This window comes from Paenibacillus sp. GCM10023250, from assembly GCF_042653205.1.
Classification (GTDB): Bacteria; Bacillota; Bacilli; order Paenibacillales; family Paenibacillaceae; genus Paenibacillus_Z.
On record NZ_JBHSHY010000027.1, the window covers coordinates 48,701 to 63,724 of the forward strand.

The 15,024-nt window shown below is 64.3% G+C and carries 14 protein-coding genes and 1 riboswitch; of the genes, 13 read left to right on the top strand and 1 reads right to left on the bottom strand.

All coding sequences use genetic code 11. The features are described from left to right. Positions 1-101 precede the first annotated feature (101 nt). The 4 genes from ACFPB1_RS19200 (at position 102) to ACFPB1_RS19215 (ending at position 4,734) form a co-directional block, all read left to right on the top strand. Entirely contained in the window at positions 102-1,274 is a 1,173-nt protein-coding gene (locus ACFPB1_RS19200) for a galactokinase (RefSeq protein ID WP_379227724.1), read from the top strand. Positions 1,275-1,398: 124 nt separating this feature from the next. Further along, entirely contained in the window at positions 1,399-2,388 is a 990-nt protein-coding gene (galE, locus tag ACFPB1_RS19205; RefSeq protein ID WP_379227725.1) for a UDP-glucose 4-epimerase GalE, read from the top strand. 39 nt (positions 2,389-2,427) lie between these two features. Further along, positions 2,428-4,011, top strand: coding sequence for a UDP-glucose--hexose-1-phosphate uridylyltransferase (locus ACFPB1_RS19210; protein WP_379227726.1), 1,584 nt, complete (start codon positions 2,428-2,430; stop codon positions 4,009-4,011). 267 nt (positions 4,012-4,278) lie between these two features. Next, the gene (locus ACFPB1_RS19215) at positions 4,279-4,734 is read left to right on the top strand and encodes a hypothetical protein (RefSeq protein ID WP_379227727.1); all 456 of its coding nucleotides are present in this window, start codon (positions 4,279-4,281) and stop codon (positions 4,732-4,734) included. Positions 4,735-4,868: 134 nt separating this feature from the next. Here ACFPB1_RS19215 and ACFPB1_RS19220 read toward each other — a convergent pair whose 3' ends face one another. Continuing rightward, the gene (locus tag ACFPB1_RS19220; protein ID WP_379227728.1) at positions 4,869-5,099 is read right to left on the bottom strand and encodes a DUF1128 domain-containing protein; all 231 of its coding nucleotides are present in this window, start codon (positions 5,097-5,099) and stop codon (positions 4,869-4,871) included. A 157-nt stretch (positions 5,100-5,256) separates the two neighbouring features. On the opposite strand from ACFPB1_RS19220, the gene yyaC reads away from it, so the two are divergent. The 9 genes from yyaC to ACFPB1_RS19265 form a co-directional block, all read left to right on the top strand. Then, a complete protein-coding gene (yyaC, locus tag ACFPB1_RS19225; RefSeq protein ID WP_379227729.1) occupies positions 5,257-5,835 on the top strand; it encodes a spore protease YyaC in 579 nt (192 codons plus the stop codon). Between the two features lie 57 nt (positions 5,836-5,892). Further along, positions 5,893-6,726 (top strand): alpha/beta fold hydrolase, encoded by an 834-nt coding sequence (locus tag ACFPB1_RS19230; protein WP_379227730.1) that lies wholly within the window; start codon positions 5,893-5,895, stop codon positions 6,724-6,726. Positions 6,727-6,783: 57 nt separating this feature from the next. Further along, a complete protein-coding gene (locus tag ACFPB1_RS19235; protein WP_379227731.1) occupies positions 6,784-7,440 on the top strand; it encodes a DUF6483 family protein in 657 nt (218 codons plus the stop codon). Between the two features lie 47 nt (positions 7,441-7,487). Then, positions 7,488-8,696: a class I SAM-dependent methyltransferase gene (locus ACFPB1_RS19240; RefSeq protein WP_379227732.1), complete on the top strand. Its 1,209-nt coding sequence runs from the start codon at positions 7,488-7,490 to the stop codon at positions 8,694-8,696. Between the two features lie 116 nt (positions 8,697-8,812). Beyond that, positions 8,813-10,486, top strand: coding sequence for a diguanylate cyclase (locus ACFPB1_RS19245; protein WP_379227733.1), 1,674 nt, complete (start codon positions 8,813-8,815; stop codon positions 10,484-10,486). Between the two features lie 20 nt (positions 10,487-10,506). Next, positions 10,507-11,193 (top strand): GGDEF domain-containing protein, encoded by a 687-nt coding sequence (locus tag ACFPB1_RS19250; RefSeq protein WP_379227734.1) that lies wholly within the window; start codon positions 10,507-10,509, stop codon positions 11,191-11,193. 34 nt (positions 11,194-11,227) lie between these two features. Then, positions 11,228-12,310: an HD-GYP domain-containing protein gene (locus ACFPB1_RS19255; protein WP_379227735.1), complete on the top strand. Its 1,083-nt coding sequence runs from the start codon at positions 11,228-11,230 to the stop codon at positions 12,308-12,310. A gap of 46 nt (positions 12,311-12,356) precedes the next feature. Beyond that, positions 12,357-12,450, top strand: a riboswitch (cyclic di-GMP riboswitch). An 85-nt stretch (positions 12,451-12,535) separates the two neighbouring features. Beyond that, the gene (locus ACFPB1_RS19260) at positions 12,536-13,258 is read left to right on the top strand and encodes a PilZ domain-containing protein (RefSeq protein ID WP_379227736.1); all 723 of its coding nucleotides are present in this window, start codon (positions 12,536-12,538) and stop codon (positions 13,256-13,258) included. 164 nt (positions 13,259-13,422) lie between these two features. After that, positions 13,423-15,024 (top strand): O-antigen ligase family protein (locus tag ACFPB1_RS19265; protein ID WP_379227737.1); only part of this gene is annotated, 1,602 nt, incomplete at its 3' end.

Consider the following 15,024-nt stretch of genomic DNA (forward strand, 5'->3'; position numbering starts at 1 on the left):
TTCCATTCTATGCTCACATCGTACCATTTCGCTCCCCGCGCCCTTCGGCTATACTGGTTCTAGATTCAGACAACAACCTTTTTCGAAAGTGGTGCGGCTTAATGGCGAACCTGCAAGAACTGACCCAACGATTTTTGAACGTATACGGCGAATCCGCCGAAGCCATCGCGATATTCCACGCCCCGGGCCGCGTCAATCTCATCGGCGAGCACACGGATTATAACGGCGGCTACGTGTTTCCCGCGGCGCTGACGTTCGGCACGACGATGCTGGCCCGCAAGCGCGGCGACATGCAGCTCGGCCTCGCGTCCACGAATTTCGAGACGCGCAAGCAGCTGCCGATCGCGCCGATCGTCTACGACGAAGCGGACGACTGGATGAACTATCCGAAAGGCATCGTGCACGAGCTCGAACGCCGCGGCGTCGTCTTCAGCAGCGGCTACGATCTGCTGTTCCACGGCGAAATCCCGAACGGCGCGGGCCTCTCGTCCTCCGCGTCCATCGAAGTCGTGACGGCTTACGGGCTGCTGGCGATGGAAGGCCGCGAGACGGACACGGTCCGGATCGCGCAGCTCGCGCAGAAGTCCGAGAACGAATTCAACGGCGTCCAATGCGGCATCATGGACCAGTTCGCGGTGGCCAACGGCAAGAAGGACCACGCGATCCTGCTGATTTGCGACACGCTCGAATACGACCTCGTGCCGTTCAACTCCGGCGATTACCGCCTCGTGATCGGCAATACGAACAAGCGCCGCGGCCTGGTCGATTCCAAATACAACGAGCGCCGCAGCCAGTGCGAGCAGGCGGTCGGGGACTTGAAGGCGGCCTTCCCGAACCTGACGCTGCTCGGCCAGCTGACGCTCGAGCAGTTCAATGCGAACAAGCATCTCATCCGCGACGGCGTCGTGCGCGCCCGCGCCGAGCATGTCGTCGAGGAGATCGACCGCGTGCTGCAATCCATGAAGGTGCTGAAAGCCAACGATCTGGCGGCGTTCGGCCGATTGATGAACGCGTCCCACGACTCGCTGCGCGACCTCTACGAGGTGACGGGCGGGGAGCTCGACGCGATGGTGGCCGCGGCGCGCGAGGTGGACGGCGTCCTGGGCTCCCGCATGACGGGCGCGGGCTTCGGCGGCTGCACGGTGTCGCTGGTGCATCAGGACAGCGTCGCGACGTTCAAGGCGGAAGTCGGCCGCAAGTACACGGAAGCGACGGGCCTGGTCGCGGACTTCTACGAATGCGCGATCGGCAACGGCGTCGAACGCCTCGCCTAAGCGCGCGGCAAGGCTCGGCGGAGGTGCGCCGGCAAGCCCGGTTAGGAAGCGGCGGTTTCTGAAGCTTAGTTATTGAAGATTACGGCGCTATACGGATTGGAAATAGAGAAGGGAGAGGAATTATATGGCAGTATTGGTAACGGGAGGCGCGGGCTACATCGGCTCGCATGCGGTGGCGGCGCTCCTCGAGCGCGGAGAGGACATCGTCGTCGTCGATAATTTGCAGCAGGGTCACCGGGACGCGGTGCTCGGGGGCAAGCTGTACGTCGGGGATCTGCGCGACGGGGAGTTTCTGGATCAGGTGTTCGGCGAGAACGACATCGACGCGGTCATTCACTTCGCGGCGAATTCGCTGGTCGGCGAGAGCATGAAGGATCCGGCCAAGTATTATCACAATAACGTATACGGCACGCTCTGCCTGCTGGAGAAAATGAACGCCCATGGCGTGAAGCGGATCGTCTTCTCGTCCACGGCGGCGACCTACGGCGAACCGGACAACGTTCCGATCCGCGAGGACGACCGCACGCTGCCGACCAACACGTACGGCGAAACGAAGCTCGCGATGGAGAAAATGATGAAATGGTTCGACGTCGCGCACGGGGTCAAATACGTGTCGCTCCGCTACTTCAACGCCGCCGGCGCCCACGCGGGCGGCCGGATCGGCGAAGACCATCACCCCGAGACGCATCTCGTGCCGCTCGTCCTGCAGGCGGCGCTCGGCCAGCGTCCGCATATCGCCGTCTTCGGCGAAGACTATCCGACGGAGGACGGCACCTGCATCCGCGACTACATCCACGTCAGCGATCTGGCGGACGCGCACGTGCTGGCCGTCGACCGGCTGCGCCAAGGCGGCGACAGCGCCGTCTATAACCTCGGCAACGGCACGGGCTTCTCGGTCAAGCAGGTCATCGACATCGCCCGCCAAGTGACGGGCCGCGCCATTCCGGCCGTCGTCGAAGCGCGCCGCGCCGGCGACCCGGCGGTGCTGGTCGCCTCGTCCGAGCGCGCCCGCCGGGAGCTCGGCTGGAACCCGACGCGCAACAAGCTGGAGGACATCATCGGCAGCGCGTGGGCCTGGCATCAGGCGAACCCGAACGGCTACGGAGACCGCTAAGGCCCGCGAACGAACGCGCGGCGAGAAGGAGACTTGAACATGACGGAACAACGACGAACCGGCACCCATGACGCGCCGCTGCTGATCGAACGGCTCGTGCAGTTCGCGGCCCAGCGCGGCCTGATCGAACCGCCGCTCGATACGATCGCGGCCCGCAACGCATTGCTCGACCTGTTCGGCTTCACGGAAGCCTGCGCAGGCGAAGTCCCGGAGGAACGGCTGGACAGCCCGGCCCCGCTGCTGGAGCCGCTGCTCGATTACGGCGCGTCCATCGGCCTCGTCCCGGACGACACGACGACGTACCGCGATCTGCTGGACGCGCGCATCATGGGCCTGCTCATGCCGCGTCCGTCCGAGGCGGCCGCCCGGTTCCGCCGCACGGCGGAGCGCGACGGCATCGAGCGGGCGACGGACGACTTTTACCGGCTCAGCATCGATTCCAATTACATCCGGATGGACCGCATCGCGAAGAACCTCTATTGGGAGCAGCCGACCGCCTACGGCAACCTGGAGATCACGATCAACCTCTCCAAGCCGGAGAAGGACCCGCGGGAAATCGCGCTGCTGAAAACGGTGGCGCCGGGCAATTACCCGAAATGTCTGCTCTGCGCGGACAACGTCGGCTACGCCGGGCGCGCGGACCATCCCGCGCGGCAAAACCTGCGCGTCGTGCCGCTCGAGCTGCAGGGCGAGACGTGGTACTTCCAATATTCGCCTTATGTGTACTATAACGAGCACAGCATCGTATTTCACGGCCGGCACGTCCCGATGCGCATCTCGCACGCGACGTTCGCGCGGCTGCTCGACTTCACGGACGCGTTCCCGCATTATTTCATCGGCTCCAACGCGGACCTGCCGATCGTCGGCGGCTCGATCCTGAACCACGACCATTTTCAGGGGGGGCGCCACGTATTCCCGATGGAAACGGCCGCGGAGGAGCGCGTATTCGTCCGTCCGGAAGACGACGCGCTGACCTACGGCATCGTGGCGTGGCCGATGAGCGTCGTGCGGATCGGCGGCGCCGATAAGGCGAAGGTGCGGGAAGCGGCGAACGGCATCCTGGATGCTTGGCGCGCCTACAGCGATCCGGAAGCCGATGTGTACGCGCATACGGAGCAGGACGGCGCGCAAGTGCCGCATAACACGATCACGCCGATCGCGCGCGTCCGCAAGGGCGGCGGCTACGAGCTCGATCTGGTGCTGCGGAACAACCGCGCGAGCGAGGAGCATCCGGACGGGATTTTCCACCCGCATGCGAATTTGCACCATATCAAAAAAGAAAACATCGGCCTCATCGAGGTCATGGGTCTCGCCGTGCTGCCGGGCCGGCTCAAGACCGAGCTCGAGGCGATCGCGGGCTTGCTGACCGGCGAGACGGCGTACGACGCGGCGGCGCTGCAGGACGGACCGCTCGCGAAGCACGCGGACTGGATCGCCGCGATGGTCGAAGCGCACGGCACGGCGCTGTCGGCGGAACGGGCGCAGGACGTGCTGCGCGACGAAGTCGGCCGCAAGTTCCTCGACGTGCTGAAGGACGCCGGCGTGTACAAGCGGACGCCGGAAGGACAAGAGGCGTTCGCGAGGTTTCTGCGCTCGCTCGGCCTCGTCGAACAGGAAGCGTGAAGCGGCGGCCGGCCGCAGCCGGCGCCCGGGTCACGCGAGAGAGGCTGTCCGCGCCCGGGGGGCCGGACGGCCTTTTTCGCTGCCGGCAGCGCGAGCGAAACAGCCTTGAAGTCATCGCGCTTCGGGCTGTATTTGTTTAAATATTGATAAATTCTTGCGAATATGACAAAATAACTGGAATATTTTTATAAAATAAAAAGGAAAATTGGAGGTTACGGCGAAACTAATGAGCGAAGCGTAATTTCCAGATTCGGAGGGACATAACTTATGCCGCAGCCGATAGTACCGATTGACGAATTTCTCACGCTGACGACCGACGAGCAAGTGGAGAAATTAAAGCAGTGGAAAATGGACTACACGCTCAAGGATATTCGCGAAGCGTGGGGCTTCAAGCATTCCGCGCAATATTACATGCTGCTCAAGAAGCTTCGCATATACGAGCGCGTCGTTAACAAGTCCGATAAATTTTCGCCGGAGCAGCTGCTCGCCTCGCGCGGGGGCGCCGACGCTCATGCCGGACCGCCGTATTCGGCCGCCGGGCGGACGTTGCCGGAGGACCAGTTCGGCTACGAGCTGAACGTGACGCTGACGGGCCCGGAGCTCGCGGAGAAGCTGGAACGGCTGGCGTATTTCCTGAAAGGCGAGCACAAGACGGTATCCGTCAAGCTGTCGATCTCGGCGTCGGGCGCGCTCGCGCAGCGCGAAGGGGAAGAAGAACGTTAAGCCGGCGGCGCCTCGGCGCTTCGATGGCAGTTTCAGCCAATAGTGGAACCAAACAACCCGGACGCAGCGCGCGTCCGGGTTGTTTGGTTGTCAGTTTACGCCGATAATTGTAAATAACTGTCATTCATGTCGAATCAAGAGTTGTCGCGCAGCTGGCCGAGCTCCGAGACAATCGCTTCGACCTCGCTGATGCTGAATTTGTCCTTGGCCGCGACGAGGTCGTAGACGTCCCGCAGGTCCTCGTATTTGGCCAGGCTGAAATTCGACGCCTGCATGGCGGCTCCGGAAGCCATGCGCAGCTTGTTTTTGATCGCGTCGATCATGAAGGCGATGTTGTCCTCGTTCGGTTCTGCCAAGTTTCGCATCCTTAATCTCCTCCCGTCTCTTAAGTGACTGCTCGTATTGTAGCATGCCCGCGGGATGACCGCTACACCGGGACCGCGCCCCGCGGCGGGCGCATTTGAAGCCGTATGGCGAATTCGGTACAATGGGGACAGCCATAAAGAGGGGGAAATCGAGATTATGGGAAACCGGGCCAAAGCCCGCAGGGCGCGGCTGGACGATCCGGTGCCGCGGGAGCGCGTCGGCATCGACGGCGCAGCCGCGCTTTTGCGCCGGGCAGCCGCCGCGGAGCCGGACCGCGGCCGGGTCGCGTTCCTGTGCATCGGGACGGACCGCTCGACGGGCGACGCGTTCGGGCCGCTCGTCGGAACGATGCTGGCCGAGGCCGGCTGGGTCCATGTCGTCGGGACGCTGGAGCGACCGTGCGACGCCGACATGTACGACGCGATGCGCACGGCGATTCCGGAGGGCATGCTCACGATTGCGATCGACGCGTGCTTGGGTACAAAGGAAGAGGAGCCCGGCTTCATCGTCGGCGAAGGCCCGCTGTTCCCGGGACACGCGGTCGGCAAGAAGCTCGCGCCCGCCGGGCATTACAGCATCGCCGGCATCGTCGGGCCGAAGAGTCCGAAGCCGTACTGGACGATCCAGCACGCCTCGCTGCGCGAGGTGCTGGAGCTGGCCCGCGCGCTGGCGGGAGCCGTTCAGGCGGCATGGGGGCTGCCCGCGCTGCCGGATGCCGGGCCGCCAAGCGCTTAAGGCCATAAATGACCATCGGCGGCTTCGGCCGCCGAATACGGAAGGGAAGAGATACGCATGACAACGGATCCACGCTCGATCGCGAACCGGACGTTCACGCTGCCGGACGGCCAGACCATCGCTTATTACGATTCGGAGGCCGCGGGTACAGGCGGCGACGGCCGGGTCGTCGTCCTGCTGCACGGCTTCTGCGGCAGCTCGGCGTATTGGGAGAGGACGCTGCCGCTGCTGCGGGACGCGGGCCGGATCCTCGCGCCCGATCTGCGCGGCCACGGCGGCAGCTCGGCGCCGGAAGCGGACGCGTACGCGATGGAGGATTTCGCGGACGACCTGTCGCGGCTGCTGGCGCACGTCAACGCCGGACCTGTCGCGCTGTTCGGCCATTCCTTGGGCGGCTACGTCTCGCTCGCCTTCGCGGAGCGGCATCCCGATAAGCTCGCGGCGTTCGGGCTCGTGCATTCCACGGCGAAGCCGGACGGCGAGGAAGCGAAGGCGAACCGAGACAAAGCGGCACAGGCGCTGCGGACGGACGGGATCGAGCCGTTCGTCGAGGGCTTGGTGCCGAAGCTGTTCGCGCCGGCGCACAAGGAATCGATGGCCGGCGACGTGCGGCGCATGATCGGCGTCGGCCGCGGCACGAGCGCGGCGGGGGCGGCCGCGACCGCGCTCGGCATGAAGGCGCGCCCCGACCGGACGGGCGTGCTGGACGCGCTCGAGGTACCGCGCCTGCTCGTCGCGGGCTCGGAGGACGGCGTCGTGCCGCCGGCCAATACGTTCACGGCGGACGGTCCCGGCGTGACGCAGGCGCTGCTGGAAGGCTGCGGCCATATGAGCATGGTGGAGGCGCCGGAACGGCTGGCCGCCGAGCTGCTCGGGTTTCTGAAACGATAAGACGTTCGGTCATGCAGGGCGTGTTGACCGGCGCTGCCGGAAGGGGAGGAGAACGGAATGTTTCAGCGGGATTACTTTATGCGGATGATCCAGCAGATAGGCGAGGCCGCCGGCACTATCATGGGCTTGCGCCAGCAGCGCAAGCACGAGGAGGCGCTGCTCGTCATCGATGATTTGCTCGACCGGCAGTTCCGGATGAACGGCAAGCTGATCCGGCAGCTGTCCGACGCCGATCTCGTCCGGATGATGACGACGAACGGCGTCGTCGAGACGGCGAACTTAAGCGGCGTGGCGCTGCTGATGAAGGAAGAGGCGGCGATCCTAAGCGAGCTCGGACGGACCGATCAAGCGTATCCGATCGAGCTGAAGGCGTTCCACCTGTTCATGCGGCTCGCGCTGCTGGACGCGCCGGCGATGCTGCGGACGCCGTCGGAAGAAGCGGAGGAGCTGGCCGGCCGGCTAAGCGACTACGAGCTGCCCGCCGCCACGAAGCGGCTCATGCTGGAGTGGTACGAGGGCGATCGGCGCTACGATGAGGCCGAGAACATGCTGCACGAGCTGCTCGAGGACGGCGCGCTGTCCCGCGAGGAGGCGCTTGATTTTTACAGCCGCCTGCTGCTGCTGCCGGACGAGTCGCTGGAGGCGGGCGGACTGCCGCGCGACGAGGTGCAGGACGGGCTGGAGCGGATCAAGCAGGACAGCGGGACGGTTTAGTTGAAGACGGTATAGATCGAGACAATGTAGGAGCTGAAGAACGGATTATGGAAAGCAACGAGCAATGGCGGCGCGACCTGGAAGACTGGGTGGCGGAAGGGCGGATCGGGGGCGCGACGTTCAGCCAGCTTCGCCGGAAGGACGGCGGCATCCCGGCCATGACGGTCATTCGCCCCGTCGAGCTGAAGGGCGCGCTGCACTATCAATTTCAATATTACGCCGACAATAAAGTGACGCACGAGAACGTCCCGCAGGCGGAGGCGGCTGGGCGGATGGCGGATTGGCTGGAGGCGCATTACCGGCAGGCGCTGATCCGGACGGACGACGCGGACGTGCAGGTGCTGTTCTCCAAGAAGGGCAAGCCGGCGGTGCTGCGCAAGCCGTCCTCGCGGCCGCAGGAGAAGAAGGAGGCCGCGTTCTCGCACGACCGGCAGAAGCAGCGGGTGGTGCAGGAAGGCGAAGCCGCGCCGTTTCTGGTCGAGCTCGGCATTATGACGAAGGACGGCCGGGTCGCCGCGAAGAAGCAGGACAAGTTCCGCCAGATCAACCGGTTTCTCGAGATGGTCGAAGACGTCCTGCCGCATCTGCCGGCCGATCGGGAGATCACGATCGTCGATTTCGGCTGCGGCAAGTCGTATTTGACGTTCGCGCTCTACCATCTGCTCGCCGTGAAGCGGGGGCGCCGCATTTCCGTCGTCGGGCTGGACCTGAAGGCGGACGTCATCGCGTTCTGCTCGAAGCTGGCCGAGAAGCTCGGCTACGACCGGCTGCGCTTCCAGGTCGGGGACATCGCGGATTACAAGGAGCAATCCCAGGCCGATATGGTCGTGACGCTGCACGCCTGCGATACGGCGACGGACGCCGCGCTCGCCAAGGCGGTGGAATGGGGCGCGTCCGTGGTGCTGTCCGTGCCCTGCTGCCAGCACGAGCTGTTCCGCCAGGTTGCGAACGAGACGATGAAACCGCTGCTGTCCCACGGCCTGCTTAAGGAGCGGTTCTCCGCGCTCGCCACGGACGCGATCCGCGCGCAGCTGCTCGAAGTGCTCGGTTACCGCACGCAGCTGCTGGAGTTCATCGATCCCGAGCATACGCCGAAAAACATGCTGATCCGCGCCGTCAAATCCGGCGCCAGCCGCGCGGACGCCGCCGCCAAATGGCAGGAATACGTATCGTTCCGCAATATGCTTCAAGTCTCACCTTATCTGGAGCGGGCGCTCGAGGACAAGCTTCGCCTCGCCGCCGGCGATGTCAATTAAGGTGACAACCGTTATTGTCGGATATCCGGGCATTGTGATAGAATGGAAGAGTGTATACGGAAAATCGTCCCAGGCCTTTTGTCATGGCATATTAAATAGTGATTTGGGTGGAGCTCATGGGACTAACGGCAGGCATCGATTTAGGCTTGCTCTTAGGGTTGTTTGCTATCTTCGTCTATGTGTTCGTCAAGAACGTCATCACTACGCAATATAAAGTTTATCTGCTTTTCCACGTCTTCATGATGCTTTGGCCCATCGGTCAGATCGGCGTCCACTCGACAGGTCGCCCGCATCTTCAGATTATCTTCATCACGCTCTCATTTGTCGGATTCACGATGCTCGGCTTCGGCTGGCTGCTGTTCGCGAAATTTTTGGTGAACGGCGCCTACTACAGGCCGGGCCGTAACGTCGTTCTGTTCACGATGGCGCCGTCGCTGCTGCTGTCCGCGGCCATGATCTGGAACCCCGGTAACCTGTTTGTTGCGCCGGTCGGCGGCGGGTACGCCGAGCGGGTGTACGGGCCCGTCTTTTGGGCCGTCATCGTGCAGATGGTCGGTTATTTTCTGTATGCGATCGGGATGCTCTGGAAGGCATACCGCTCCGGGGACGCCCGGTCCGGCGGGCCGCGGGTCGGCAACGCGCTGATCGGCCTCGTCATCCTGGTCACCCTGCCGGCGCTGGACCTTGTCGTGAACGTCGCGCTGGACCATTGGCTTCCGGTCGTGCCCGGCATGACGACGCTCGGCATCGTGCTGTCGGACGTTTACTTTTTGTTTTCGCTGCAGAAGCACCGTTCATTCGATCTCGTGAAGGTGGCGCAGCAGGACGTCATCGACACGCTGTCCGTCGGCATCGTCGTACTGGACGATTACGACGTCGTCATCGAGATGAACCGGAAGGTCAACCGCAGCCTGAACATCGCGCGGGGCAAACGGCTGGACATGGAAGCGCTTTTGACAGCCCACTCGCTGGCGGACGGGATCGACGAAGCGTTCCTGAACGAATTCCGCGCGCATTCGGGCGACCGCATACATACCGAAATTTCGATCGGCTCCGGAGACGGGCCGAAGCAATACTTGTCGCTGCACGCCGCGCGCATCCGGGCAGGCGCGAGCCTGCGGGGAAGAGTCATTACCCTGCAGGACATCACGGAGCTGAAGTCGCTCGTCATGAAGTCGCAGGAGCACAACCATTCGCTGCAGGAGCGCAACCGCGCGCTCATCTATATGCAGGACGAGCTGTTCCAGGCGAATCGGAAGCTGGAGCGAATGGCCATCACGGACAGTCTGACCGGCTGCTTCAACCGCAGGTTCATGATGCAGCAGCTCGAGCACGAGGTGCTGACCAACCTCCGCTACCGGATCCCGTTCGCCGTGTTTCTGTTCGACATCGATCTGTTCAAGCTCGTCAACGATACATACGGCCACGTCGTGGGCGACGAGGTCATCCGGCGAACGGCCGAAGCGGTCCGCAGCATCTTGCGGCGGACGGACATTCTGGCGCGATATGGCGGCGAGGAATTCGCGGTGTACCTGCCCCACACGAACAAGGAGCAGGCCGAGATGCTGGCGCAGCGCGTCCGCGAGGCGGTGGAGTCGAACGAGATTCCGACCGGCCGCGGCCGCGCGCCGATCTCGGTGACGATCAGCATGGGCGTCCACGTCGTGGAAGAGCAGACGCACCTGCACGTCGACGACGTGAAGACGTATTTGAAGGACTTGTTCTCGAAGATCGACACGGCACTATACAGGGCAAAGGACAACGGGCGCAACCGGGTCGTCAATCACTGAGTCGAAAGGGGATCGGCGGGATGGCGAAGCACGGGCGGGTCGTCGGAGCGGTCACGGCATTGGGTCTGACCGCGGCGTCTGCGGGTTTATGTTACATGGCATCACAAGGACATGTGCCGATTCCCGCCGCAGCCGGACTCGGCGCGTTCGCGGCCGTCGTCCTGCCGGCCGGCTGGATGCTCGGCCGAAGCTACGACCGGCTGAAGACGGACGCAACGGTAGACGCCTTGACAGGCGTCTACAACCGCCAGTTCATCGAAGCGGCGTTCCGGAAGCTGGAGCGGCAGGCGTCCCGCAAGCGGAAACGAATGACGGTCATGCTGCTCGACGTCAACGACTTCAAGGACGTGAACGACCGGTTCGGCCATCAGCAGGGGGATTCGGCGCTCGCCCTCATCGCGGAGACGCTGCGGCATTGCGCGGAACGCGGCGAGTTCGTGGGCCGGTGGGGCGGAGACGAATTCATTCTGATCTGCCCTTACGCGGACGACAAGGCGATCGAGCGGATCACGAAGCGGATTCACGACCAGCTGCTCGCCGTTTCCAGGAGGATCGGGCTTCGCTTGTCGGTCTCGGTTGGCTGCGCGGTATTTCCGGATCACGGGAAGGACCTCCGCCAGCTGACGCACGGCGCCGATAAGCGGATGTACGCGGACAAATACGCAAGCAAAACGCAGGAAGCCGAACCGGCGGCGCTGCAGGCATGAACGGTCAGGGCGCGATAAAGGCGGGAGAACATCTATGAGAAAAATGCACATCACCTCCGTTGTTCCGGGAGATCGGCTTGCCCGCCCTGTTTTGCAGGAAAACGGAAACGTGCTGCTCGGCGCCGGGGTGGAGCTTAACCAGCGTTTCATCGACAGATTGCTGGGGCTCGGCATCGATATTTTATTTATCGACGATCCGCTGACGGAAGGGTTGGAGCCGAGCGAGGCCATTCAGGACGACACGCGGAAACGGGCAGCGGAATCGATATTCAAAACGATGACCTCGATCATGGATCAGCCGCTCATCAAAGGCCGTACGATCGCGCCGGAGCTCGGGCGGACGTTCCGCAAGGTGTTCGGCGACATCGTGCACGATCTCGTCGGCCGCGAGGAAGTGATGGTCAGCCTGCTGAACATTCACGTCGCCGACAGCTATCTCTTCCAACATTCGCTCAACGTCGCGATTCTCGCAGGTATTATGGGCCTCGCAAAAGGGTATAATCGAAATCAATTGGAAGAACTCGGCATGGGCGCGCTGCTCTTCGACATCGGCATGACGCGGATCCCGAAGGAGCTGCTGAAGAAGACGGGGCCGTACTCGCCCGCGGAACGGCTGCAGATGCAGAAGCACGCGGAGGAAGGGTTCAACCTGATCCGGGCGCAGCACGACATCTCGCTGCTGTCGGCGCACTGCGCGTTCCAGCATCACGAACGGTACGACGGCACCGGCTACCCGCGCAAGCTGAAGGGGGACGAGATTCACGAATACGCGCAGATCGTCGGCATCGCCGACGTCTACGACGCGCTGACCTCCGCGCGGCCGCACCGGAAACGGTTCACGCCGACCGAAGCGATCGAATTTTTGTTCGCTGCGGGCAATACATATTTCGATTTGGAACTGATCAGGCTGTTCTGCAGGCATATTTCGATCTATCCCGTCGCGACGACGGTCCAGCTCAGTACGGGCCAGATCGGGGTCGTCGCCGTGAACAACCCGCTCGCGGTGCACCGGCCGGTCGTGCGGATCATCCGGGAAGCCGACGGTTCGCCGCCGCCCGCCGCCTACCAGATCGACCTGAAGGACGAGCACGGCCTCATGATCGTCAAGGAAGTCTAGGACGTACGAGCATTGCCGATTGTCATTGGATTCATAACTTCATAGACATCGATACTAGCAAACTTGCCGAAAGACAAGGACGCAAAGCCAAAGGGTCTAAGGTACGCGCCACGCGGACGATTGACAGCCTGGCTGCCGATATGTACCCCCGGTCGACGCCGGGGAGCAGGAAGCGGCTCCGTTGTGAAGGATGCGCTTTTTTTCATTATGGAGGAGGCACGGAGAATGGCAGGAGGCATGAAGGCAAGAATCCAGGACGTATACGGCAGCGGCGATCGCGCGAGGTTTACGCTGAAGGCGCTGCTGCACAGCCGCACGGTCGTCGAGAAGGACGGCTACGTGTCTACCGGCATCCTCACGCACGCGGAGGGCGACATGATGGAAATCGAGCTGACGGAATTCCGGAACTTCGAGCTCGGCGATCCCGTCAATCTGACCGTCTACTCGCCGGTCGGCATCCATCGGCTGCGGTCGTCCGTGATCGCGAAGGCGAGCGGAGCGCTTGCCGTCCTCTTCCCGGAACGCTCGCTCGCCGGCTTGGAAGAAAGGCGCGAATCGCCCCGCGTCGACGTCGCGGTGCAGGGCAAGCTGAAGCATCGGCAGACGGAGACGGTGACCGGCAAGAACGACGAGCGGCATACGTTCGAGCTTGAAGAGGAATTCGAGTTCGTCACGCGCAATATCAGCGATTCCGGCATCGGCTTCAAGCTGCTGTTCGGCGGGCCGAAGCTGGACATCGGCGACGTCTACGACGTGACGCTGGCGCTCGAGACGCAGTTTCCGTGCAGGCTGGAAATCATTCGCAAGGACGACTCCGGCCAGCGGGAAGGGTACGGCGCGCGGTTCTTGGACTTGAGCGAGCAGCAGCGCCGCGGGGTACGGGCGTTCCTGATCCGGGAGCAGGTCGGGGCGTATTTCCGGTTGAAGCAGCAGAAGCTGAATCGGTGACGGTTGGGATAGAGGAACACATAGGGGAAGACGTCGACCGGGCAGCCGGCGGCGTCTTCCTTTTTTTGAAAAGAATGGTAAGTTTTCGAATGAACGGACGAGTAAGTTTTAGAATGAACGGACGAGTAAGCCTTAGAAAATCGATTGGCGGAGAAGGGGACGGCATGCGACAATTTTGGCTAGGAATCGGCTCGCTCGCCGTCGCGGCGGCGCTGGCCGGGGCGGCATTCCGGTACGGCATGTATTTCGATGAACGTTTTTACCGCTGGGAATGGCTGCTTTGCTTGGGCGGCGCCGCGGTCGCGGCAGGCTGCGCGTTTCGGCCGCGGAGCGCCGGTCCGTACGGCGGACTGTCCGCCGGAGCTCCCGCCGCGCTGGGGCTCCTGCTCCTCGCGCTGCTGTACGCGCTGGCGCTGCTTCGAGAGCCGGCGTCCGTGCTCGGCACGCTGCAGCAGGCGCTGCGGTATGCCGCTTACGCGGCGTTCGTGCTTCTCCTGCACGCCGGATTCGGCGCGCGGGAGCGCCGCGCCTGGCTGGAAGCCGCGATGCACGCCTCGGGGATCGCCGTAACCGGCTTCGCTTTGGCGGCCTGGCTCGGCCTTGCGTCGTTCCCGTCCGCGATCCTCGCGACGGCGGACGCGCGCTTGTCCGCCGTCGGCGCGCGGCTGGCCGGCACCGTGCAGTATCCGAACTTCCTGGGCGCGATCGCCGCCGCCTACTGGATCTGGACCTTGCTCCAGCTCGCGCGCGGCGGCTCCGTCCGCCGGTTCGGCCCGTTCGCTGCCTGCGCCATGCCGTATCTGCTCGCCGGGCTGCTGACCGAGTCGCGCGGCGCTTGGCTGGCTGCGGCCGCCGCATGGGCAGCCGGCTGCGCGCTGCTGAAGGGCAGGAAGCGCACCGCCTGGCTGCTGTACGGCGGCTGGACGGCGCTGTGCGGCGCGGCGGCATACCGCGCCGTCGTCGCCGCCGGCCTGCGGGGCATGGCGGACGGGAGCGTCGGCGCCGCCAACGCCTCGGAGACGGCGCTGCTGCTGCTGCTGTGCGCGGCGTCGGCGGCGGGCTTGTACGCGCTCCGTCAGCTCGTGCGGCGCGCCGGGGAGCGGGAGCTCGGCCGGCTCGCGTGGCCGGGTCTGGCTGTGCTGCTGGCGGCGTCGGCCGCGCTGCTGCCGGCCGCGATCCATGGCCGGGTCGCGGCAGGCGGATCCGGCGGCGGCACGGCCGGGGCGCGGGCGCTGTTTTACCGCGACGCGTGGACGCTGATCCGCGAGGCGCCGCTGCTCGGCCGGGGCGGCGACGCGTGGCGGAGCCTCTTCCGGCAGGTGCAGTCGCAGCCGTACGTGGGCAGCGAGGTGCACAGCGGGTACGCGGAGCTCGCGCTGGATCTCGGCGCCGCCGGCCTGCTGGCGGGCGCCGCCGCGCTGGCGCTGCTGCTGCGCCCGGTCTGGGGCGGTGACCGGGCGGGGCTGCTGCCGATCGGCGTGCTGCTGGCGCACGCGCTGATCGATTTCGATATGTCGTTCGGCTACTATTGGCTGCTGCTGGGCGCCTGGAGCGTATATTACGCGAGCGACGGGGAGGCGCGCGTGCCGCCTCTCGAAAGCGGGCGCGGGAGTGGCTTCGCAGCGGTGCCCGAAGGGCGGCTGCCGTTCGCCGAAGCGGAGACGGCGCCGGAAGCGCGGCGAGCACCGCGCTTCCGGCCGCTGCCGCGCGAGCCGCGCTGGCCTCGGCTCGCGCGCCGCGCGCGGGCCGCGGTGCTCGCCGCGGCC